Raw genomic sequence first — 22,671 nt, forward strand, 5'->3', positions numbered from 1 at the left:
TACACATTTTAAAAAAGCATCATTAAAATGACTCTTTTTATGAACAGCTAAGGTTAATCATTAATTAAGGGAGAGAACTTTTAGGATGGAAACCATATCGACTCTATTCAGCAGCTTTGTGGATGAAGCCAATAATTTTTTATGGACTTACATATTAATTGCGCTTCTTTTATTAGTTGGATTATATTTTACAATTCGTACAAAATTCGTTCAGTTTAGTCAGTTCAAAGAAATGGTTCGCTTGTTAGGTGAAGGCGCTAAAACAGACGGAAGCGATAAAAAAGGAATTACCTCCTTTCAGGCTTTTGCTATTAGTACAGCAGCTCGTGTAGGTACTGGGAACCTTGCTGGTGTTGCTTCTGCAATTGCTCTTGGGGGACCTGGAGCAGTGTTTTGGATGTGGGTTGTTGCTTTAGTTGGATCAGCATCAGCTTTTATTGAAAGCACCCTTGCTCAAGTATATAAAGTAAAAGACAAAGACGGTTTTCGTGGTGGTCCTGCTTACTACATGGAAAAAGGTTTAAACAAACGCTGGATGGGTGTTTTATTTTCCATCTTAATTACAATCTCATTCGGATTAGTATTTAACTCTGTACAAGCTAATACTATTTCACTTGCTTTTGAAGAAGCTTTTGGCGTTAATCGCTTAATTGTTGGTGTTGTTGTTACAGCCATTGTGGGTGTTCTCATTTTTGGTGGTATTAAACGAGTAGCCAAAGCATCAGAGTTAATTGTAGTAGTAATGGCAGTTGTATATATTGGACTAGCATTAGTTGTTTTAGCTATTAATATTACAGAAATTCCACATATGATCGCATTAATTATAAAAAGCGCTTTTGGATTTGAAGAAGCATTTGCCGGTGCCATCGGTGCTGCCATCATGAATGGTATCAAACGCGGATTATTCTCCAACGAAGCTGGTATGGGTAGTGCACCTAACGCAGCCGCAGCGGCATCTGTCAGTCACCCAGCTAAGCAAGGTTTCATTCAAGCTCTGGCTGTCTTTAACGATACGCTAATCATCTGTAGTTGTACTGCATTTATCGTGTTATTATCTGGTGCGTATGCAACGCCTGGACTTGAAGGAATTCAATTGACTCAAGTTGCGTTAAGTACACATATCGGTGGATGGGCTGTTCAATTCATTGCTATCATTTTATTTATGTTTGCATTTAGCTCATTAGTAGCTAACTATTATTATGGAGAAACAAACATTGAATTTTTAACATCAAACAAAATCTGGTTAAACCTTTATCGATTCGGGGTTATCTTAATGGTATTGTTTGGTTCAGTTGCAAGCTTAGGCGTTGTTTGGGGACTTGCAGACTTATTTATGGCCCTAATGGCAATTACAAACCTAATTGCAATTGTTTTACTAGGAAAAGTTGCAATTGCAGTCTTAAACGATTACTTGTCTCAGCGTAAAGCAGGAAAAGATCCTGTTTTCTACAAAGATTCTGTTAAAGGCTTAGAGAATTTAGATTTCTGGGAACGCTCTCGAGAAATTGATAAATAATAAAGGAGCAGCTATTATGCTGCTTTTTTATTTGACTGTATTTGACCGAAAATTTAAACTATTATACAGAAACTAATTCAGAAAAGGTGATAATTATGGCAATTCTAGGATTTGGGCACGTAGGTATTCAGGTAAAAAACATTCAAGAGTCAATAACATTTTATACAGAAATTGTTGGGTTAGAATTACTAGAAACGTTTCCACATACAGACCCGTCCTTGAAGCTAGCTTTCTTAGGAATAGACAACAATATCATTGTTGAATTAATTGAAGGATACAACCCTTCACTACCTTCAGAAGGGAAAGTTCATCACTTTGCGCTTACAGTAGACAATATCGAAGAAGAACGTTCACGTTTAAAGAATCTCAACGTTTCTTTTGTAGACGAAGAAATCGTAACGTTGCCTAACGGAGCAAAATATTTATTCTTTTATGGCCCTGACGGTGAATGGATTGAATATATGGAAGTAAAAACGAGATAAGTTCTTATACCTCTTTCATAAGTTGGTCATACTAATAACTAGACCCTTATGCTAGGAGGTTTTTTTATGGTCGATTGGCTTCTGTTTCGCTTTTTCCGACGCTCTGTCATAACGCGTTTACTATTTATTATTACGTTTTTAGTTATTTTATTTGGAACTATTATGCACATAGCTGAACCACAAACTTTTTTTACAATTTTTGATGGGATTTGGTGGGTAGTTATTACCATTTCAACAATTGGCTATGGAGATTTTGTGCCAGACACCGTTATAGGTAAGCTAATTGCTATGCTTTTAATTTTAATTGGCACAGGTTTTATTACTACTTACTTTGTTTCACTGGCTACAATTGCCGTGTCAAAAGAAAATGCCTATCTAGAAGGAAATTTAAAGTTTTTAGGCGAAGGTCACCTTATTATTATTGGTTGGAATGAAAGAGCCAGACTGGTTATTGAAGAATATAAAAAGGCTTTTCACGAAGAGGTTATTGTCTTAATTGACAGTAGCCTAAAGAAAAATCCAATGATTTGTGATCGATTACACTTCATTAAAGGCAGCGCTTCCGATTCTAATACGTTATCATTAGCGAACCTTTCAAAAGCGAAAAAGGTATTAATAACTGCTGATCAACATACAACAGAAGAACAAGCTGATATGCAAACAATTGTGACACTAGTAGCGATTAGGGGCGCTAATCCTTCTGCCTATCTCATTGCTGAGCTTTTAACTGAAAAGCATATCCGAAATGCAGAAACAATTGGAATTAATGAAATCATTAAAACGAATGAACTGATTAGCCAATTAATGCATGAAAATATTTTTGTTACAAAGCTAAAAGAGTAACAATCCCTCTGCCTTCTTTTAGCTTTGTAACGCTTCTTCTGCTTCTTTTAACAATTCTTTTCCTAACGAAAGGTATTCTTCAGGAAATTGTGCATCAGGATCTTGAGGCTCTGCAAATTGATTAAACGATGCATTAACATTACCTACATGAACATTATCATCTAGCCCAATTTGATATTTGTGTGAAAGCAAATAGGGCTTTCCAATTTGAACTGTTGTTCCTTGTGAATCCAGCTGACCATCCATAGCCTGAAAAGGAATTCGTAAAAACTGGTATCCAACTTCATCATTTATCTTATAATCGAAAAAACCGTGGTCGTAATCCCAGTTCCCTCCTATAACGTATCCTAGTGGCTTTAATGTCTGCTCTAATACATATAGCTTAAATAGTTCACCTTCTAATTTTGAAGCTAATTCAATCATTACCTCGCCTCCTCTTTTGTTAACATCTCCTTTTCACTATAAATTATCCATAAAAAAAGTGCGGAAACAAATTCCGCACTTCTACTTGATATCTTATTTTAAACGTTTTTCTAATTCTGCTTTTTTCTCTTCAAACCCTGGTTTACCAAGAAGCGCAAACATATTTACCTTATATGCTTCTACACCAGGCTGATCAAATGGGTTAACACCTAATAGGTAACCACTCATCGCACAAGCTTTCTCGAAGAAGTATACTAAATAACCAAAGGTATACTCATCTAAAGCTGGAATGCTTACAACTAAGTTTGGCACACCACCATCAGTATGAGCAAGCATCGTGCCTTGGAATGCCTTTTTATTTACAAAATCAACTGTTTCACCAGCTAAATAGTTTAAGCCGTCTAAATCTGCTGCATCTGACTCAATTGTTAATTCATGGCGTGACTTTTCTACTTGCACAATTGTTTCAAATAAGTCACGGCGACCTTCTTGTACATATTGACCTAATGAGTGAAGATCAGTAGAGAAGTTCGCTGAAGAAGGATAGATACCTTTTTGGTCTTTTCCTTCACTTTCACCAAACAGTTGTTTCCACCACTCTGCAAAGTATTGAAGAGCTGGCTCATAGTTAATTAGCATCTCAATTGTTTTACCTTTATTGTAAAGGACGTTTCGAGCAACTGCATATTGGTACGCAGGGTTTTGCTCAAGCTCAGAAGCTGCAAAATCATTTTGTGCTGCTGCTGCACCTTTCATCATGTCTTCAATTTTTAAACCAGCAGCTGCAATCGGTAAAAGCCCTACCGCTGTTAACACAGAATAACGGCCCCCAACATCATCAGGAATAACAAATGTTTCATAGCCTTCTTCATCTGCTAGCGTTTTTAATGCTCCACGCGCTTTATCTGTTGTAGCGTAAATACGACCACGCGCTTCTTCCTTACCATATTTCTCTTCTAACAATTTACGGAAAATACGGAAAGCGATAGCAGGCTCTGTAGTAGTACCTGATTTTGAAATAACATTAATAGAGAAATCTTTGTCTTGCAATACATCCATTAAGTCTTTCATGTATGTCGAGCTAATATTATTTCCAGCAAAGATTACTTGTGGCGTTTTACGCTGTTCTTTTGATAACGTGTTGTAGAATGAATGTTGTAACATTTCAATTGCAGCACGTGCTCCTAGATAAGAACCACCAATCCCAATTACAATTAAAACATCTGAATCACTTTTAATTTTTTCTGCACTTTTTTGAATACGAGCAAATTCTTCTTTGTCATAGTCAGTTGGTAGGTCTACCCATCCTAGAAAGTCGTTACCTGCCCCTGTTTTTTCATGAATTGAATGATGCGCTACTTTAACAGCATCGCGAAGGTATGTAAGTTCGTGCTCACCAAAGAAAGATAACGCATTTGAATAATCAAAACGAACATGTGTCATATTCTGTTCCTCCATTAAATTGTTCTTTCCTTTCACTTTATCGAAAGGATGCAATGAATTCAAGTAAAAGACATTAATACAAATGTTGTTATCCTAGTCTTTTACAAATTCTTTTTCACTATACACTTTTTCTCTTTCATAAAACAACCTTCTAATAGGAGATTTTTGCTTTTCACAATATGATTTTTCATAACAATAAAAAACGGTTTAAAGAGCGTATTCTTAAAACCGTTTTCAATTCTTCGCTATTTAATATTTATTCATTTTCTTCAAGAATGGATTTCCCTTCAGAAATGACATAATTGGTTGCGCCAATCTTTACATATTCTCTTGGCTTATAAGTCGGGAGTTCAACAGGCCTTTCAATAATGGCAGTGTCAGCAGATGTAGACATTTGTTCATATTGAATTGGAGACATGTTGAACTTTTGCTGTTCTTTAGCAGTTAGGTGACTATCCACCATATATCCTCCAGTAACTAGAACTCCAAATATTGATCCACTCGCTATAATTTGTCTGAGATACACATTTATCACCTCACTATTAGGGTGACAAAAATCGACGGTTTTTATTCAAAAAAAAATTTTTTTTTTGAGGTTGTGTAGACGAGTTTCTATTTATTTAATAAGACAGGTGAAAAACGTTGATACTACTGAGTAGCAAGGATGCACGCACTGTTAAAGTATTATATAATCATTCATAGAAAATCTAATCTATTGGATGTCACAAGGAGGTTTGTGTTTTGTCTTGGTTACATCTGGTGATCATCTCACCATTCTTATTAGCATTTCTTATTCCACTTCTGTATAAATCATTTAAACAGATTCATACAGGGTGGTTTGTGTTGCCATTGCCGCTTGTGCTGTTCATTTACTTTACGAAGTATATAAGCGGAGTTGCGAACGGAAATTCGTATTTATATTCATTGAAATGGATACCTAGCTTAGGGATTAATTTTGATGCTTATATTGATGGACTGGGCTTATTATTTGCTTTGCTAATTACAGGAATTGGAACGCTAGTAATCCTGTATTCCATCTACTATCTATCAAAAACGAAAGAGTCACTTCATACTTTTTATGTGTATCTCTTAATGTTTATGGGAGCTATGCTTGGAGTAGTCTTGTCTGATAACCTAATTGTTCTTTATAGCTTTTGGGAGCTAACAAGTCTTTCGTCTTTCCTACTTATTGGCTATTGGTATCAACGAGAGAAGTCACGCTATGGAGCTCAAAAGTCGATGCTTATCACGGTTTTTGGTGGTTTGGCTTTATTAGCAGGAATCGTATTACTATCAATTCCAAGCGGTACATTTAGCATTAGAGAGATTGTCGCAAACTTAGATGTTGTCACATCAAGTTCACTCTTTATCCCCGCAATGATTCTTGTTTTGCTTGGTGCATTTACAAAATCTGCACAATTCCCATTCCACATCTGGCTACCAGATGCAATGGAAGCACCAACACCAGTTAGTGCTTATCTGCACTCTGCAACAATGGTTAAAGCTGGTATTTATCTAGTTGCACGCTTAAGTCCGGTTTTTGCAGACCACGCAGTGTGGTTTACGCTGGTCTCAACCGTTGGGATTATAACCCTTTTCTGGGGGTCTTTCTCAGCCGTGAAGCAGACAGACTTAAAGGGAATCTTAGCTTTCTCAACAATCAGTCAGCTTGGAATGATTATGTCTTTACTTGGTGTAGGAAGTGCAGCGTTACACTATGAATTTTTAGACGATAACATTTATGTTGTCGCAATTACGGCAGCTGTATTCCACCTTATTAACCATGCTACATTTAAAGGTAGTTTATTTATGGTTGTTGGTATTGTAGACCATGAAACGGGAACGCGTGATATTCGTAAACTAGGCGGGCTAATGACTCTTATGCCGGTAACATTCACAATTACAGTAATTGGTGGATTTGCAATGGCTGGTCTTCCACCTTTCAACGGATTCTTAAGTAAAGAAATGTTCTTTACGGGAATGGTCAACGTAACGAAGATGAATATCTATAACATGGAAACATGGGGAATGCTGTTCCCAGTTATTGCTTGGATTGCAAGTATATTCACGTTTGTTTATAGCATGATTTTGGTATTCAAAACATTTACTGGTAAGTATCAACCTGAGAAGCTAGAGAAAAAGCCACATGAAGCTCCGATAGGTATGCTAATTTCACCTGTTATTTTAGCTTCACTTGTTGTTATCTTTGGTTTATTCCCAAATATATTAGAATCTAGCATTATTGAACCAACCATGGCTTCAATTGCACCAAGTTTATTAGATGCCGGTGAGCAGTTCCATGTTCACATTACGTTTTGGCATGGCTTTACGCCCGAGCTATTTATGACAATTGGTGTCATCGCTATGGGTATCTTACTATTCTTAACATTAAATAAGTGGACAAAAGTTTATCGCTTGTTCCCTGAGTCTATTACGCTAAATAACGCGTACAACAATGGATTAGCGGGTATGGAAAAAGGTTCGAGTGGCATCATGAAATTTATGATGACAGGCTTTATTCGTGATTACCTCTTAATTATCTTTGCCTTTATCGGTACAGCTGTTTTAATTACCTTGTTTACACAAGGTGGATTTAAAGTAGATACCTCTAACATGGCTGATATTGGAATCTACGAAGCAATTCTAGCTGTAATTATGGTCCTTGGAGCCATTACTACTGTTTTTGCCAAGTCACGCTTAACAGCTATCATTTCGTTAGGCGTCGTGGGTTACACCCTAGCTCTGTTCTTTGTCTTATTTAGAGCACCTGATTTAGCCTTAACACAGTTAGTAATTGAAACCGTATCTGTTGCACTATTCTTACTGTGCTTCTATCACCTTCCAGAATTTAAAGCGAAAAAAGTACGAGTTAAATTTCACCTACCAAACTTTATTATCGCTTTACTTGTAGGAGTTACAGTAACACTTGTCGGTATTGCATCTAGCAGTACAAAACTATTTGATTCGATTTCACAATACTTTATTGAGAACAGTTATAAAGAAGCAGGTGGAGAAAACATGGTAAACGTTATTCTCGTTGACTTCCGTGGATTTGATACGCTGTTTGAAATAGCTGTGCTATGCATTGCTGCACTCGGAATTTACAGCATGATTCGATTAAGATTAGCAAAGGAGGAGAATAGATAATGAAAAAGAACGATTTAATTTTACAAACGACCACTAAAGTCGTAACGTTTATCATTATCATTTTTGCCATTCACCTTTTCTTTGCAGGTCATTACACACCAGGTGGAGGGTTTGTAGGCGGTCTTACCACCGCTTCCGCTCTTGTGTTATTGTTATTGGCTTTTGATATTAAAACCGTATCAAAAGTCATTCCTTTTGATCACAAAAAAGTAGCGGCCTCCGGATTATTATTAGCTTTATTAACGGGACTTGGAGCTTTTGTTTTTAAAGTTCCATTCCTCACACACACATTTGATTATTTTTACCTTCCTATACTAGGAAAAACTGCACTTGCAACTGTTGTGTTGTTTGACCTTGGTGTATATCTAGTAGTTGTTGGTGTTACGATGACCATTATTCAAACGATTGGAGAGAGTGAATAATGGAAATATTAATGTCAATTGTAGCCGGAATTTTGTTCACAGTAGCAGTTTATTTAATGTTATCTCGTAGTCTACTACGAATTATTATTGGAACAGGTATACTAAGTCACGGAGCACACTTATTAATACTCACAATGGGTGGATTAAAAGGTGGAACAGTACCTTTGTTAGGGGAAAATGCTCCCTCTTATACTGACCCCCTACCTCAAGCATTAATTTTAACTGCAATTGTTATTAGCTTTGGTGTTACTTCCTTTTTCCTTGTATTAGCTTACAGAGCTTATCAAGAACTCGGAACAGACGATATGGACAAGTTAAGGGGACATGAACATGATGAATAACTTTGTAATCATTCCGCTGCTTATCCCGTTTGTTGTAGGTGTTGTGCTTATATTTTTCAAAGATAATATTAAACTTCAACGAATAATCAGTACGATATCGTTAATTGCTACAACTGGATTTGCAGCTTATTTAGTACAACTTGTATATAAAGAGGGTATCCTAACTCATAAGCTTGGGAACTGGGACCCTCCGTTTGGAATTATTTTAGTAGCTGATATGCTTGCTGCTTTGCTTGTATTAACGGCAAGCATTGTTGCACTTTGCTGTATACTATTTGCTTTTCGCTCCATTGGAGAAAAACGAGAACGATTCTACTTCTATCCACTCGTTCATTTCTTAATGGTTGGAGTATTTGGCGCCTTTTTAACTGGAGATATTTTCAACTTATTCGTTTTCTTCGAAGTAATGTTAATGTCTTCATATGCTCTAATTGTTATTGGAGGCACCAGAGCGCAGCTACGAGAGTCACTTAAATATATACTAGTAAACGTGATTTCCTCCGCTCTTTTTGTTATAACTGTAGCTTACTTGTATTCGGTTACTGGTACTCTCAATATGGCGGACTTATCACAAAGGGTTGCTGAAGTAAATCAACCAGGGATTTTAACGACCATTGGGGTTTTATTTTTCATTGTATTCGGTCTAAAAGCCGCTCTTTTCCCAATGTACTTCTGGTTGCCAAGCGCCTATAATGCACCTCCTCCCGTTGTCACAGCTCTTTTTGGTGCATTACTAACGAAAGTTGGAATCTATTCTATCTTCCGTACGTTCACGCTGATTTTTTATCATCAGCCTGAGGTGACACATCAACTTATTGGCTATACGGCACTATTAACGATTGTCATTGGTACAGTTGGCGCTATTGCTTATAACGATATGAATAAGATTTTAATCTATAATATTGTCATTGCAGTGGGTGTTATCGTATACGGTATCACCTTAACAACACCGGCAGGAATTGAAGGTGCAATTTATTACTTAATTCACGATATGATTATTAAAGCCGCACTGTTCTTACTAGGCGGAGCTATCATTGCTATTACAGGGACGTCTAAGCTAAAAGAGATGGGCGGATTAATTCAGCGTCACCCTCAATTGGGCTGGATGTTTTTCGTCGCTGTTGTCTCGCTAGCTGGTATACCTCCGCTAAGTGGATTTGTTGGTAAATTTCTTCTTGTCCAAGGTGGATTAGAGTCACAGAGCTATACATTTGTTATTGTATTGCTTGTATCAAGCTTAATGGTGTTATATTCCGCGATGAAGATTTTTATGAACTGCTTCTGGCGCGCACCAAAATTAACCGAGGAGCAAGAGAAAGGGTCTACAAAAGGAATGCTGTATCCATCAGCTATTCTACTTGCGATCTCAATATTCTTAGGATTAGGTGCGGAGGTTGTATTCCCTTATATTTCAATGGCAGCTGAAACACTCATGGACCCTTCTATTTATATCGAATCGGTGTTAAAGGAGTAGATCTGCATGTCATTTCAACTATTATTAAACGTAGTAATTGCTGTTACATGGATGTTTTTAAGAGGTATTTGGACCGGACCCTCTTTTCTTATTGGTTTCTTTTGGGGAGCAGTTATGCTGTTTGTCTTTCGACGCTTCTTTCCTCAAAGATTTTATTTAGAAAAAGTATTTGCGGTCATTAAACTGCTTCTTATCTTTCTTGTTGAGCTGTTTAAAGCAAATATCGCGGTTATTCAAGATGTGTTGCGTCCAAAGTTAAACATAAAGCCTGCAATTTTTGCGATGCCAACGAAGCTTGAAAAAGATTGGGAGATTACGACTCTTTCACTACTCATTACCTTAACACCTGGAACGGTGGTAATTGATGTGTCAGATGATAACTCCACTCTTTATATTCACGCCATGAACGTGGATGATATTGACGAGGTAATTAAGGATATTCAACATTCATTTGAAAAAGCCATTATGGAGGTGAGCCGCTAATATGCTAGACATGTTACTTAATCTATCGCTGCTGTTAATTTCAATTTCGACGATTGGATTTGTATATCGCATCATCAAAGGGCCTACCACGGGTGACCGCGCTATGGCTTTAGATGCGATTGGCATTAACATTATAGCTGTTACGGCCATCCTATCTATTATGCTACGCACAACATCATTTGTAGAAGTAATTCTTTTAATTGGAATTATCGCTTTTGTTGGTACTGTTGCGTTTGGTAAGTTTTTAGAAAAAGGAGCGATTATTGAATATGACCGCGATCAGTGATTTAATTATCGGTATTATTATTCTAATGGGCGCTCTGTTAACCGTTGTTACAATGATTGGCCTCATTAGGCTACCCGACACCTATACACGAAGCCATGCCGCTTCTAAAAGCGCCACGCTTGGTGTGCTACTTATCCTAGTAGGATGTTTACTGTTTTTCTGGATTAGAGATGGTTCCATTAACGGACAGTTGCTATTAGGCATTGTGTTTGTATTTATTACATCACCAGTTGCCGGACATCTATTAGGAAGAGCTGCTTATTACAGCGGATCTCCCCTTTGGAAAGGTACTGTTCAAGACGATCTAAAAGAAAAGCAAAAAAAACGAAGTATGTCTGAATAAAAAAATGCCCTGTGCTGGTTAGCACAGAGCATTTTTTTATTATAGAGAAGCGCGTAATATCGCCATTACATCATCGCGGTTTAGCTTTTTAAAACGACCAAATTCGCCTTTAGCCATTGCACGATCAGCCATAAGGTCTAATTTGTCTTCACCGATTTCATAATCAGCTAAGCGCGTTGGAGCACCTAAGCTTGTCCAGAATTCACGAAGCTTTTCAACACCTTCTAGAGCGACTTCTTTATCTGTTTTACCTTCTGTCTTGACGTCGAATACGCGTACAGCCATTTGCTTGAAGCGTTCTACGTTTTCATCCATAACATGCTTCATCCAATTTGGGAATAAGATAGCCAAACCACCTGCATGAGGAATATCATAGACAGCTGATACTGCATGCTCGATGTTATGACTTGCCCAGTCACCTTGGTGACCCATTTGTAACATGCCGTTTAGAGCAATTGTACCGTTATATAGAATTGTTTCGCGAAGTTCATAATTTTCCAGATCATTTATTAATTTAGGACCTGTTTCAATAACAGTTCGTAAAACCCCTTCACACATGCGGTCTTGAAGCGGTGTATTTGTTGCATCATGAAAATACTGTTCAAACACATGGCTCATCATATCAACCATACCGTAAACAGTTTGATTTTGTGGTACTGTAAATGTGTTAACAGGATCTAAAATAGAAAACTGTGGGAATGTAGCAGGGCTTCCCCAACCGTATTTTTCATTTGTTTCCCAATTTGTAATAACAGAACCTGCATTCATTTCTGAACCTGTTGCTGCTAGAGTTAAAACTGTTCCAAAAGGAAGAGCTTCTTTCGCTACAGCGTCACGATTAATAATATCCCACACATCGCCATCATATTTAGCGCCTGCAGCGATTGCTTTTGTACAATCAATTACGCTTCCTCCACCTACTGCTAACAAGAACTCAATATCATGTTCTTTGCAAAGTTCAATTCCGCGTCTTACTGTTGTTAAACGAGGGTTGGGCTCAACACCCGCTAACTCATATACTTCTGCATTGATTTCTTTTAACTCATTCATTACTTGGTCGTATAAACCGTTTCGCTTAATGCTTCCCCCACCGTATACAACTAATATTTTTTTACCGAAGCGAGCTGCTTCTGTTTTTAATTGTTCTAATTGGCCTTTACCAAAAATTAATTTTGTTGGATTATAAAAAGTGAAATTTTTCATAAGAAAACCTCCTGATAATCATCATTATGAACAACGATAAATAAGATGTAAAGCAAAGTGACTTCTCACAGATTATTTCCGAAAACCCTTCTTTTCACTCTGCATTTATCTAACGTTTTTGCCTATGTTCTCCTTTGTTTCTTTCCATTGTTTCTTTCCACGAATATTTTTTCTTAAACGTCTAAAGCTAATGAGTGAATACAAAAAGAAAGGAGGAGAATAGATGAGTGGTGTTCAACGATTTGCGTTAGTATTAACGATTATTGGAGCAATTAACTGGGGACTTATTGGATTTTTTCAATTCGATTTAGTAGCAGCTATTTTCGGTGGACAATCTGCTGCCCTTTCTCGCATTGTATACGGATTAGTGGGAATCGCTGGTTTAATTAACTTAGGCTTATTATTTAAACCATCTGCAGAGGTAGAGCGTACTGAACCAAGAACAACCCATTAAGAAAAAAGCGCACTGCAGTTGGACTGCAGTGCGCTTTTTAAACATTATTTTTTAATTAGATCTTCGCGGTTTGATTGCTCAATCCACTCTTCTAATTTTTCTTTTAATGTGTTGAATCCTTGAGTAGACTCAGTGTGTTGTACAGTTGCTTGACGCTTTTTAGCTGCTTGCTTTTTAGGCGCTGCTTCTGTTTTTTCTGGAGCTGGCTCTGTAGCACGAATTGATAAACCAATTTTACCAGTTGCTTCATCTACTGATAAAACTTTCACGTTTACTTCGTCACCAACTGATAGGTGCTCGTTGATATCTTTTACGAAGCCATGTTTAACTTCTGAGATATGAACTAGACCTTGTGTTTCTTCATCTAATGCAACAAATGCACCGTATGGTTGAATGCCCGTTACTTTTCCTTTTGTAACAGTACCGATTTCAAATTTTGACATATGAACACTCCTAAATACCTTTTATTTTCATCATTATAGCCAATTTAAAATTATAGCACAGTTCACGTTTTGAATCAAAAACTAGTTATATTTATTATACTTTATTATTTCCCATATTTCCCTTAAATTATAAATAGAAAATTGATTCTATCCGCAAAAAATAAACCATGCTAACTTTTGACATGGCTCATTAGCATGGTTCTTCTATTATAACTTATTTTGCATGAAACGGCCAATACGTTTTATAGCTTCTTCTAAGGATTCCATGGAAGAAGCATAAGAACAGCGTACGTGTCCCTCTCCTCCTAGCCCAAAAACACTACCTGGCACCACTGCCACTCTTTCTTCTAAGAGAAGCTGTTCAGCAAATTGCTCAGAAGTTAAGCCGGTTTTTTTTATGGATGGAAACACATAAAAAGCCCCTCCTGGTGTATGGCACGAAAGCTGAATTTCATTTAATGATTTGACCATATAATTCCGTCTTCGTCGATAACTTTTTCTCATTTCTTCTACATCGTGTGACCCGTTTTTCAGCGCTTCAATTGCTCCGTATTGGGCCATTGTTGGTGCACACATCATAGTATATTGATGAATTTTCAACATGGCTTGTAACAGATCTACTGGTGCGCAAATATATCCCAATCTCCAGCCTGTCATTGCAAAACCTTTTGAAAAGCCGGAGACAATGATGGTTCTATCTCTCATTGCACCAATGGAAGCAATCGATGTAAATGGTTCGTCGTAGGTTAGCTCTGCATAAATTTCATCTGTAATAACCAATAAATCATATTTTATGACAATATCAGCAATTGCTTCAAGTTCCGCCTTAGTTAATGAACTACCTGTTGGGTTATTGGGAGAACAAAGCAAGAGCGCTTTTGTCTGTTTTGTAATAACCGCTTCAATCTGTTCTGGCTGCAGTTTAAATTCCGTGTCTGCCGTTGTTTCAACAGGAACTGGAACACCTCCAGCTAACGTTATGAGTGGACTATATGAAACAAAGTTTGGCTCTACAACAATGATCTCATCACCAGGATTAATAATAGCACGCATTGCCACGTCTAATGCTTGGCTACCTCCAACCGTAACTAAAATTTCATTTTGATAATCATATGAAACGCCAAACTGCTTTTTCATATAATTCATTAGTTCTTGACGAAGCTCAAGTAAACCTGCATTCGCTGTATAGGATGTATAGCCTCTTTCAAGTGATAAAATACTGGCTTCGCGTACGGACCACGATGTAACAAAATCTGGCTCCCCAACACCAAGAGAGATAACATTATCCATACTCGCTGCTAAATCGAAAAAACGTCTAATTCCTGATGGTTGTAAGCTCTGTACTGTCTTAGACAAGCGTTCTTTCATTACGGAGACACCACGATTCTACGGTCTTCATCACCTTGTTCATAAATCGTTCCGTCATGTTTGTATTTTTTTAAAATAAAATGCGTCGTTGTGGACAATACCGAATCTAATGTTGAAAGTTTTTCCGAAACAAAGAATGCTACTTCAGACATTGATTTCCCTTCGATAATAACAGATAAATCATAAGCTCCAGACATCAAATAAACAGACTTAACTTCTTGGAATCGATAAATTCTTTCAGCAATCTCATCAAACCCCACGCCTCTTTTAGGAGCTACCTTAACGTCAATCATAGCCGTTACGCCTTCATGCCCATCCACTCGGCGCCAGTTGATATCGGTAGAATATTGAACAATTACTTTTTCACGTTCTAATTTTTTTACAATCAGCGTCGCTTCATCTAGGGGTAGGTCAACCATCTTAGCAATTGTATCTATTGAAATTCGACTATTTCTTTCTAAAATCTCAAGTATTTCTAATTCTTTCTCATCTAAAAACATGTAAATAACCTCCTGAAAATAATCAAATATTCCCACTTTTTACATTATAACAAATTTCATAAGTCATTGAGATTTGACGTTCGTCTTCTATATTTTGCATGTAACTAAATAAGATAGCTGGGCAAACTGTTAAAAAAGATAGCTGGAGTGAAGAAACAAATGATCCAAACGGAGACAGCACACTATCGTTCATTTAACAATGTACACGTATATTATGAATTACATCATTTTGACCCTAAAAAGCCAACAATTGTATTCATACACGGATTTCTATCATCTAGCTTTAGCTTTAGAAGACTCATTCCATTATTGAAACAGAAATTCTCAATTGTTGCAATAGACTTACCACCATTTGGTCGAAGTGAAAAATCACTAACTTTTCACTATTCGTATGAAAATTTAGCAAAAACTGTTTTAGAAATCATTGAGCATTTAAAGTTAGAACAAGTGATTTTATCTGGTCACTCAATGGGTGGTCAAATTTGCTTAAACATCGCTAAGTTACAGCCACAATACGTATCCAAGCTAGTTTTACTTTGTAGCTCTGCCTATCTAGGACGATTGCATTCTGGTCTCGTTATGTCGTCGCATTTACCATTTTTTTATTTATGGGTCAAGACTTGGCTAGCTCGCAAAGGTGTTAAAGCTAACCTTCAAAATGTCGTTTTTAACCACGATCTTATTGATGAAGAAATGATTGAAGGGTATACCGCTCCGTTTTTAGACGACCGTATCTTCATGTCATTATCAAAGATGATTCGTGATCGAGAAGGAGACTTATCAGAAAAAGATCTGCGTAAAATTAACAAACCAAGTTTGTTGATATGGGGAGAAGAAGACAGGGTAGTTCCTCTTCATTTAGGTAAGAAGCTTCAACAAGATTTGCCAAGCTCTACTTTTATTTCGTTAAAAGACACGGGACATTTGTTACCGGAAGAGTGCCCGGACGATATCCGAAATTATATGGTTGATTTCTTATCAAGCTAATACTAAAAAAGATATAGTCCTGTCAACAAGACAGGGCTATTATCATTTATTTAAAAAGCATTGCGTTTTTTCTCTTAAGCATTCGACAGCAACTTCTTTGACTTTTTCAAGACAAAGCATTCAGAATAAAGACATCGTATCGTCATTTAAATCTCTTTGATAGATTTAAAAATCACCTAAAATGGAGGCTCATATTATGAAGAAAGATTTCTTTAATAATAAGATTAATCGCATAAACACGAATTCTGTGAAATGGGACCGGATGGAAAATCTTTTTGGAAAAAAAGACCTGTTACCTTTTTGGGTAGCTGATATGGATTTTGCAGCTCCAGAAGAGGTCGTTAAGGAAATTGCTAAGCGTGTAGATCACGGTGTTTTTGGATACACAACCCCAACTGAGTCAACGAATGAATCTGTTCGTTCTTGGGTCCAAAAGCGACATGAGTGGAACATTGAAGCAGATTGGATTACATACAGCCCAGGAATTGTTTTTGCCATTAGTATGGCCATACAGGCTTATACACAAAAAGGTGATTCAATCTTGATTCAACCGCCCGTATACACGCCGTTCTTTGAAATGGTAAAAGTAAACGAGCGTAAATTGATAGAAAGTCCTCTACACTTAAAGGGGGATCGCTATTCAATTGATTTTTCATCTTTTGAAAAGCAGCTTGCTTCTGGGGTGAAAATGTTTATTTTATGTAGCCCACATAACCCTATAGGTAGAGTATGGAAACGCGGTGAGCTAGAGAAAATTGCAGAGCTTTGTAAAAAGTATGATGTATTAATTTTATCTGATGAAATTCATTCGGACTTAGTATATAAACCGTCTGTTCATATTCCAATTAGCTCTCTTAATGAAGATGCTGAAAATCGTACCATTACGTGCATAGCACCAAGCAAAACCTTTAATGTTCCTGGCTTACAAGCTTCAGCAATTATCATCCCAAATAATGAATTACGCGAAAAATATCAACAACAGCAGCACAAACAAGGCTTTTTCGCATTAAACACATTTGGTACGATTGGCCTAGAGGCTGCTTATACACATGGAGAAATTTGGCTGAACGAACTGCTAGCATATTTACAAGAGAACATTGACTTTACTAGAAGCTTTATTAAAAAAAACCTACCTTCCCTCAAAGTGATTAATCCTGAAGGGACTTACTTATTATGGATCGATTGCCGAGCTTTAAATATGTCTGATGAAGATTTGCATAACTTGCTATTAACAAAAGGGAAAATCGCTGTTGAAAGCGGTGTGAAATACGGGGAAGCTGAAGGGAAAGGCTTTATTCGATTGAACATCGGCTGCCCTCGAGAACAGCTAAAAGAAGGTTTAAAGAAGCTAAAAGCTGCTCTGTCTTAACCTAAAAAAAGGACGCTTTTGGGCGTCCTTTTGGTTTATTTTTCTTGTTTTTTCGTAATAACACCGCAAGCAATTCGCGTACCAGAATCTCCAGATGGTTGAGACATACCATCATCTTTATTTTCTGTAATAATGATAGAAGAGCCTTCCATCGTTTTAATGAGGGAGCCTTTCCCCTCTTTTAATGTCACTTCAGGCGCCATATCTGTCCCATCAAAAGTCCCATCGTCTTTTACGATAATGTTCTTTAAGTCACCAGCCTCTGGACCATCCGGGTGAAGTAATCCATGCTTTTTATCATCTGGATTTAAATGATTACCTGCTGTTTTAAACGTAGGAGCTTTGCACACGCCTTTTTCATGTATATGTACACCGTGTTCACCAGGAGGTAGCCCTTTTAATTGATACGTAATCTCTACGCCGTCAGATACTTCTTTTAGCTTTATATTACCTAAGCTATCTCCATCAGCGTTATATACTTTCACTTCTTTATTCGAAATGTCTTTTTCACCACAGCCCACTAACATTACTAATGGTATGCAGCCAATTAGTAGTAACTTCTTCATGTTGCCCTCCAATCTTAGATTCCCTTATGGTTCACCTTCCCATAGATTGTCCAGCAACTTTCATTTTTAAACGCTTTCATTATTATCTGAACAAACGGTCACTCTGCTGAATGTTTTCGCTCTAGCTCTTTTATTTTCTCTTCTTCTTTTTTGGAAACTTTAATAACAAACCTCCATGTCAGAAATGCTCCTATAAAAAACACAAACATCCATATAAATGCTGGAATATACTCTGTTTTATCTTCTGGAAAATAAAGATATAGATTCATGATTAGCGCTTGCATCATTTTCACCCTTTCTCTATGAACTTTAAACTATAATGACTTATAATAATAAATAGAACATTACTTAAAGGAGAGATAAATATGAGTTTAGAAATTGGTGATTCTGTAACTGCTTTATACAAAACTGGAAAATACATTGGAGAAATTACACAAGTACGCGACCAGCATTATGTAGTACGAGTAAAAGCGGTTATCAAACATCCTCAACAAGGAGATTTACATAACCCTCAACAAGTAGATGTTCCATTCTTTCATGAACGCCGTGCATTAGCTTTTAACGAGCAAGCTAATATTCCAAAACCAATGGTTAAAGCATATACAACTGAGATTCCACAATATAAAGATTCATTAGAGAATGCTTTAACAGCACTGATACATGAGCTCTCTTTAAAAGATAATTCTTATGCAACAAGAAGTATTGAATGCCTCGAACAACTGCAAAAAGATTATAAGCTTTAAACAAAAAGCCAATTCACATTACGGTGACTTGGCTTTTATAATGCAAATTTGTTTAATAACTTTGAAAAGTCGACCCGATCACCAATTGTAGTAGGTTCAGGCTTTTGTAAATAGCGTTTGTCTTGTTCTACCAACTTAAAAATATTAAATGTAGTCATAGCGTCATCAAGCGCACAGTGATGCTTACCCGTTCCTTCTTTTCCATATTCTTGAACAGCTTTCCATAAACCTGTTTGATTTTGATCTCCAAAGAAACGCTTATATTCCATAGACAAATCTACTTCTTTTCCTTTTAAAGGAAACTTCAAGCCTTGCTTTTGACAATTTTGCTTGAGCACTTTCATATCCATGTTTCCCCAAGTGATAATTGTACTGCTTTCATACTGACCTAACTGCTGAATTAGCTGTTCGAATGTAATTCCATCATCTACGTGTTTCTGCTGAATGTGCAGAAAACTTTTACAGCGATCCGTTAACTTTGGAAAACTAGTGGGTTTAACATACGAAGAAAAGCGGTCTTGTATTTCTTGGTTTCTTACAGCAACTAACCCTACTTCAATAATTTCAGGAAAAAAGCCTTTGGGATACCCTTTGTATTCGGGCATTGTAAATTCAAAGTCAATAAAGACATAGTGTTCATAATTGTTCATCTTTATCACCCCTTTTTAAATAAACCTGCCTACGAGACTGCTATTATAATTATAGCACGCTTATGCAAAAGATAGGTTTATTTCTATTGATATTTTATAATATTATGAATATTCTTTTGGACAATAAAAAAAGAATGCTTTGTTATTACTATATTCCAAAGCATGTCTCTATGATTAGGATATCCGCCATATCTTTTATAATTTTTTTACTTTTACAGCCTGTCTTTTTGCTATTTTTTTGGCAGTATTGCTAACGTACAGCGGGAAATACAAATTAGATCATCTTTCTCATCTACAATCTTCACTTCCCAGATAGCTGTTTTTTTTCCTTTATGAATTGGTTTACCAACAGCTGTCACTACGCCATCTCTTTTTCCTTTAATATGATTTGCATTAATTTCTAAGCCTACGCATATTTCCTGCTCTTGATCAATACTTAAAAACCCTCCCAAGCTAGCAACTGTCTCTGCTAATGCGACAGATGCTCCGCCATGTAGTAAACCAAAAGGTTGCTTTGTTCGTTCATCTACCGGCATGGTCGCTTCTACATAATCTTTGCTAGCGTGAATTACTTCGATGCCTAGCGTACTTAATAACGTATTATCAGTATTCATCTTATCCCTCCGCTATATCATTTTTTCTGCATACTTTTTATTTTACAATGGTTATCTTCTTCACAAAAGGTTTAAAACCCTTTCATCTCAACTGGTAGCGCTTGTCCATTTTTCTATTTTAATAAAATATTAAGTACATGTTTTCACGATATGAATAAACTAATATACAACGGATTTTCTATGTTTATTCATCTAACATTATCGTTGTTTTTTCTATTCAAATATGCTATTGTTGTTAGAAATAATTTTTTACTGTCTTTTTTTAGGAGGGATTATATGATGAGACATGTTACTTTGCTAGACATCTTCACACACCCAATTGCTAAAAAATATTTAACAAGATCTGGAGTTGCTCACGCAGTTTCTGTGGCGTATCATGCTTTTCGTTTATCCACTCAGTACAACGTCAACCCAGATTTAGCAACTAAAGCGGCCCTACTTCACGATATTGGTCACTATGAATGGTATACAAATGGTCAGTGGGACTATGAAAAATATAAAAAGAATGATATTCATGCAATCAAGGGAGCTGAGCGCGCCCACAAATTATTAATACGTCTTGGGGAAGAGCCTCAAGCAGCAAAAGAAATTGCTTTAGCTATTTTACTTCACACTGATTCTTACTTACCTGAAGGAACCATTCATCAACGTCCGCTACAAAAAGTAGTCAAATTAGCTGATGAAGCAGACGAAGAGCCAGGTGGAAAGCACCATTATCGCCAAATGGATTATGCTTTAGCTGTTAAGAAAATTGAAGAACTTGACCAAAACGTGGAACGAATTCTTGGATCAGAACAATTTAAGCAATTAGGCTAAAAGGATTAACTTCTTTATTAAAAGTTAATCCTTTTTTATGTACAAAAATAAAACTTATAATTCCCATATATTCGCAAATACTACATAAGGATTCTAAATTACAAAGGAGGTACATACCATGCAAAAAAATGCTAGAGGATTTGTGCAAGATTCATGCACATCATTAACAGCTGCTAAGACTAGCCTAGAGCAAGCTCTTCAAACTGTTGAAAAAGGTTCAAATCGTGAGCGTATTGAGCAGTCTTTACAGGCTGTTGAAGCTGCATTAGGTCAATGTGATTCAACAGCTTCAACACTATCACAAGTTTAAATAAAAGAAGGGGTTGAGTAATCACTCAACCCCTTCTTTCTTTATAGTACAAGTGCAGCAATCCATCCAAAAATAATTAACGGAATGTTATAGTGTAAAAAAGTTGGCACACATGTATCCCAAATGTGATTATGCTGACGGTCTACGGATAAACCTGAAGTCGGCCCTAACGTGCTATCTGAAGCAGGAGAACCTGCATCCCCCAACGCACCCGCTGTTCCAATAATTGCAATAGTTGCCAACGGACTGAGACCTAATTCTAAACAAAGTGGCACGAAAATTGTAGCAATGATTGGAATCGTTGAAAATGATGAGCCGATCCCCATCGTAACCAATAAACCAATTACAAGCATTAACAAAATTCCTAGTACTTGATTGCCCCCGATTAAATTAACAGAACCTTGAACAAGAGTTTCTACGTCTCCCGTTTCTTGAATCACTTTAGCGAAACCTGAAGCTGACAGCATAACAAATCCAATAAATGCCATCATACGCATACCATCAGTTAAAACCGTATCCGCTTCGTTCCATTTCACAACACCGCTTAGGTATACTACGATAATGCCTGCAAGTGAACCAAAAATCATGGAGTCTAATGGAATTTGCACAGCTAATGCAACAAAAATAGCTATTAATGAAATGATAATACCTTTTCTTGTATACGAAAGTCCATTATCGCTAGTTTCTTCGTTCACTGTTAGCTTACTATCTTTATAAACACGGGGCTTACGATATGAAATAAAGACCGCTACAAGCAAGCCAATAACCATTCCTAACGCAGGCAACGCCATTGCTTTAACGATATCACCGTCGTGTACAACTAAACCATTCTCTTGTACGTTTGTTGCAAGAATATCATGATAGATTTTCCCAAACCCTGCTGGTAGAAACATGTATGGTGTCACTAATCCAAACGTGATGACAGTTGCAACAAGACGACGATCGATTTCGAGTTGATTAAATACTGTTAACAACGGTGGAATTAGCAATGGAATAAACGCAATGTGTACAGGAATTACGTTTTGTGAAAAGCATGAAATAATCAAGATAATTAATAAAATAAGTACTTTAGAAAGTGCTTTTCTTTTTGTATCTCCTTCGCGTCCAACAATCTTTAGTGCAACTGCTACTACTGCGTTGGGAAGACCTGTTCTTGAAATTACAACAGCAAACGCTCCGAGCAGTCCATAGCTTAAAGCTACAGATGCACTATTTCCTAAACCTTCTGTATATATATTGACTGTATCTGTTAAGCTAATTCCTCCAACAAGTCCTCCGATGAGAGCACCGATAGCTAGAGAGAAAACAACGTTAATACGAAGTAAACTCAGCACAAGCATAACAGCTACAGCTACTAAAACTGCATTCATTTTGAAACCTCCGTACTTTAGTGTATTAAACAATTAGAGAATTAAAACAATACACTCATTATAATACCTCACACT

General features: G+C 36.8%; 28 protein-coding genes. 16 read left to right on the forward strand and 12 right to left on the reverse strand.

Annotated elements, in window-relative coordinates:
- Window positions 1-85: 85 nt before the first annotated feature.
- From LZP85_RS17420 to LZP85_RS17430, 3 genes are all read left to right on the forward strand, one after another.
- Window positions 86-1,516, forward strand: a complete 1,431-nt coding sequence (locus LZP85_RS17420) for an alanine/glycine:cation symporter family protein (RefSeq protein ID WP_061785383.1) — start codon at window positions 86-88, stop codon at window positions 1,514-1,516.
- Window positions 1,517-1,611: 95 nt separating this feature from the next.
- Entirely contained in the window at window positions 1,612-1,998 is a 387-nt protein-coding gene (locus LZP85_RS17425; protein WP_061785384.1) for a VOC family protein, read from the forward strand.
- A 66-nt stretch (window positions 1,999-2,064) separates the two neighbouring features.
- Window positions 2,065-2,841, forward strand: a complete 777-nt coding sequence (locus LZP85_RS17430; protein WP_025908090.1) for an ion channel — start codon at window positions 2,065-2,067, stop codon at window positions 2,839-2,841.
- 18 nt (window positions 2,842-2,859) lie between these two features.
- Here LZP85_RS17430 and LZP85_RS17435 read toward each other — a convergent pair whose 3' ends face one another.
- From LZP85_RS17435 to LZP85_RS17445, 3 genes are all read right to left on the reverse strand, one after another.
- Window positions 2,860-3,264, reverse strand: coding sequence for a YugN-like family protein (locus LZP85_RS17435; RefSeq protein WP_119543936.1), 405 nt, complete (start codon window positions 3,262-3,264; stop codon window positions 2,860-2,862).
- A 93-nt stretch (window positions 3,265-3,357) separates the two neighbouring features.
- Complete coding sequence (locus tag LZP85_RS17440) at window positions 3,358-4,707, reverse strand: glucose-6-phosphate isomerase (protein ID WP_061785386.1); 1,350 nt, start codon at window positions 4,705-4,707, stop codon at window positions 3,358-3,360.
- A 256-nt stretch (window positions 4,708-4,963) separates the two neighbouring features.
- Window positions 4,964-5,170, reverse strand: a complete 207-nt coding sequence (locus LZP85_RS17445; protein ID WP_152545157.1) for a hypothetical protein — start codon at window positions 5,168-5,170, stop codon at window positions 4,964-4,966.
- 278 nt (window positions 5,171-5,448) lie between these two features.
- Between LZP85_RS17445 and LZP85_RS17450 the strand changes: the two genes are divergently transcribed.
- Genes LZP85_RS17450 through mnhG form a run of 7 tightly spaced genes read left to right on the forward strand, consistent with a single transcriptional unit; the run spans window position 5,449 to window position 11,203 of the window.
- On the forward strand, window positions 5,449-7,854 hold the full coding sequence (locus tag LZP85_RS17450) for a Na+/H+ antiporter subunit A (protein ID WP_119543937.1): 2,406 nt from the start codon (window positions 5,449-5,451) through the stop codon (window positions 7,852-7,854).
- Window positions 7,854-8,276, forward strand: a complete 423-nt coding sequence (locus tag LZP85_RS17455; RefSeq protein WP_025908085.1) for a Na(+)/H(+) antiporter subunit B — start codon at window positions 7,854-7,856, stop codon at window positions 8,274-8,276. Before LZP85_RS17450 ends, LZP85_RS17455 begins: the two co-directional genes overlap by 1 nt.
- The gene (locus tag LZP85_RS17460) at window positions 8,276-8,617 is read left to right on the forward strand and encodes a Na(+)/H(+) antiporter subunit C (protein ID WP_025908084.1); all 342 of its coding nucleotides are present in this window, start codon (window positions 8,276-8,278) and stop codon (window positions 8,615-8,617) included. Before LZP85_RS17455 ends, LZP85_RS17460 begins: the two co-directional genes overlap by 1 nt.
- The gene (locus LZP85_RS17465) at window positions 8,607-10,091 is read left to right on the forward strand and encodes a Na+/H+ antiporter subunit D (protein WP_035320080.1); all 1,485 of its coding nucleotides are present in this window, start codon (window positions 8,607-8,609) and stop codon (window positions 10,089-10,091) included. Before LZP85_RS17460 ends, LZP85_RS17465 begins: the two co-directional genes overlap by 11 nt.
- A gap of 6 nt (window positions 10,092-10,097) precedes the next feature.
- On the forward strand, window positions 10,098-10,574 hold the full coding sequence (locus tag LZP85_RS17470; protein WP_119543939.1) for a Na+/H+ antiporter subunit E: 477 nt from the start codon (window positions 10,098-10,100) through the stop codon (window positions 10,572-10,574).
- A 1-nt stretch (window position 10,575) separates the two neighbouring features.
- Window positions 10,576-10,860, forward strand: coding sequence for a Na(+)/H(+) antiporter subunit F1 (locus tag LZP85_RS17475; RefSeq protein WP_025908081.1), 285 nt, complete (start codon window positions 10,576-10,578; stop codon window positions 10,858-10,860).
- Window positions 10,844-11,203 (forward strand): monovalent cation/H(+) antiporter subunit G, encoded by a 360-nt coding sequence (gene mnhG / locus LZP85_RS17480; protein ID WP_119543940.1) that lies wholly within the window; start codon window positions 10,844-10,846, stop codon window positions 11,201-11,203. Before LZP85_RS17475 ends, mnhG begins: the two co-directional genes overlap by 17 nt.
- Before the next feature lie 39 nt (window positions 11,204-11,242).
- Here mnhG and LZP85_RS17485 read toward each other — a convergent pair whose 3' ends face one another.
- On the reverse strand, window positions 11,243-12,406 hold the full coding sequence (locus tag LZP85_RS17485) for an iron-containing alcohol dehydrogenase (protein WP_061785389.1): 1,164 nt from the start codon (window positions 12,404-12,406) through the stop codon (window positions 11,243-11,245).
- 223 nt (window positions 12,407-12,629) lie between these two features.
- Between LZP85_RS17485 and LZP85_RS17490 the strand changes: the two genes are divergently transcribed.
- Entirely contained in the window at window positions 12,630-12,860 is a 231-nt protein-coding gene (locus LZP85_RS17490) for a DUF378 domain-containing protein (protein WP_094911201.1), read from the forward strand.
- Window positions 12,861-12,904: 44 nt separating this feature from the next.
- Here LZP85_RS17490 and yugI read toward each other — a convergent pair whose 3' ends face one another.
- From yugI to LZP85_RS17505, 3 genes are all read right to left on the reverse strand, one after another.
- Window positions 12,905-13,303: a S1 domain-containing post-transcriptional regulator GSP13 gene (gene yugI, locus LZP85_RS17495; RefSeq protein WP_025908077.1), complete on the reverse strand. Its 399-nt coding sequence runs from the start codon at window positions 13,301-13,303 to the stop codon at window positions 12,905-12,907.
- A 207-nt stretch (window positions 13,304-13,510) separates the two neighbouring features.
- The gene (locus LZP85_RS17500) at window positions 13,511-14,671 is read right to left on the reverse strand and encodes an aminotransferase (protein WP_025908076.1); all 1,161 of its coding nucleotides are present in this window, start codon (window positions 14,669-14,671) and stop codon (window positions 13,511-13,513) included.
- Complete coding sequence (locus tag LZP85_RS17505; RefSeq protein WP_061785391.1) at window positions 14,671-15,171, reverse strand: Lrp/AsnC family transcriptional regulator; 501 nt, start codon at window positions 15,169-15,171, stop codon at window positions 14,671-14,673. The genes LZP85_RS17500 and LZP85_RS17505 overlap by 1 nt, the downstream gene beginning before the upstream one ends.
- A 159-nt stretch (window positions 15,172-15,330) precedes the next feature.
- Here LZP85_RS17505 and LZP85_RS17510 point away from each other — a divergent pair, with 159 nt between their 5' ends.
- Both LZP85_RS17510 and LZP85_RS17515 read left to right on the forward strand, forming a co-directional pair.
- Window positions 15,331-16,158 (forward strand): alpha/beta fold hydrolase, encoded by an 828-nt coding sequence (locus tag LZP85_RS17510; protein WP_061785392.1) that lies wholly within the window; start codon window positions 15,331-15,333, stop codon window positions 16,156-16,158.
- Between the two features lie 196 nt (window positions 16,159-16,354).
- Window positions 16,355-17,527 (forward strand): MalY/PatB family protein, encoded by a 1,173-nt coding sequence (locus tag LZP85_RS17515; RefSeq protein WP_119543942.1) that lies wholly within the window; start codon window positions 16,355-16,357, stop codon window positions 17,525-17,527.
- Window positions 17,528-17,562: 35 nt separating this feature from the next.
- Here LZP85_RS17515 and LZP85_RS17520 read toward each other — a convergent pair whose 3' ends face one another.
- Window positions 17,563-18,093 (reverse strand): superoxide dismutase family protein, encoded by a 531-nt coding sequence (locus tag LZP85_RS17520; RefSeq protein WP_061785393.1) that lies wholly within the window; start codon window positions 18,091-18,093, stop codon window positions 17,563-17,565.
- A gap of 98 nt (window positions 18,094-18,191) precedes the next feature.
- Window positions 18,192-18,380, reverse strand: coding sequence for a hypothetical protein (locus LZP85_RS17525; protein ID WP_182840871.1), 189 nt, complete (start codon window positions 18,378-18,380; stop codon window positions 18,192-18,194).
- 72 nt (window positions 18,381-18,452) lie between these two features.
- Here LZP85_RS17525 and LZP85_RS17530 point away from each other — a divergent pair, with 72 nt between their 5' ends.
- Complete coding sequence (locus tag LZP85_RS17530) at window positions 18,453-18,836, forward strand: kinase-associated lipoprotein KapB (protein ID WP_025908070.1); 384 nt, start codon at window positions 18,453-18,455, stop codon at window positions 18,834-18,836.
- 35 nt (window positions 18,837-18,871) lie between these two features.
- Here LZP85_RS17530 and kapD read toward each other — a convergent pair whose 3' ends face one another.
- Together kapD and LZP85_RS17540 are read right to left on the reverse strand one after the other, a co-directional pair.
- Window positions 18,872-19,486: a 3'-5' exonuclease KapD gene (kapD, locus tag LZP85_RS17535; protein WP_025908069.1), complete on the reverse strand. Its 615-nt coding sequence runs from the start codon at window positions 19,484-19,486 to the stop codon at window positions 18,872-18,874.
- A gap of 230 nt (window positions 19,487-19,716) precedes the next feature.
- Window positions 19,717-20,100 (reverse strand): hotdog fold thioesterase, encoded by a 384-nt coding sequence (locus LZP85_RS17540; RefSeq protein ID WP_119543944.1) that lies wholly within the window; start codon window positions 20,098-20,100, stop codon window positions 19,717-19,719.
- Window positions 20,101-20,379: 279 nt separating this feature from the next.
- Here LZP85_RS17540 and LZP85_RS17545 point away from each other — a divergent pair, with 279 nt between their 5' ends.
- Entirely contained in the window at window positions 20,380-20,916 is a 537-nt protein-coding gene (locus tag LZP85_RS17545) for an HD domain-containing protein (protein WP_094911236.1), read from the forward strand.
- A 118-nt stretch (window positions 20,917-21,034) separates the two neighbouring features.
- Window positions 21,035-21,226: a hypothetical protein gene (locus LZP85_RS17550; RefSeq protein WP_025908066.1), complete on the forward strand. Its 192-nt coding sequence runs from the start codon at window positions 21,035-21,037 to the stop codon at window positions 21,224-21,226.
- Between the two features lie 41 nt (window positions 21,227-21,267).
- Here the strand turns inward: LZP85_RS17550 and LZP85_RS17555 are convergent, their stop codons facing one another.
- Window positions 21,268-22,596, reverse strand: coding sequence for a Na+/H+ antiporter family protein (locus LZP85_RS17555; protein ID WP_119543946.1), 1,329 nt, complete (start codon window positions 22,594-22,596; stop codon window positions 21,268-21,270).
- Between the last annotated feature and the right edge of the window lie 75 nt (window positions 22,597-22,671).

The sequence above is a fragment of the Priestia flexa genome, assembly GCF_021441905.1.
Classification (GTDB): domain Bacteria; phylum Bacillota; class Bacilli; order Bacillales; family Bacillaceae_H; genus Priestia; species Priestia flexa.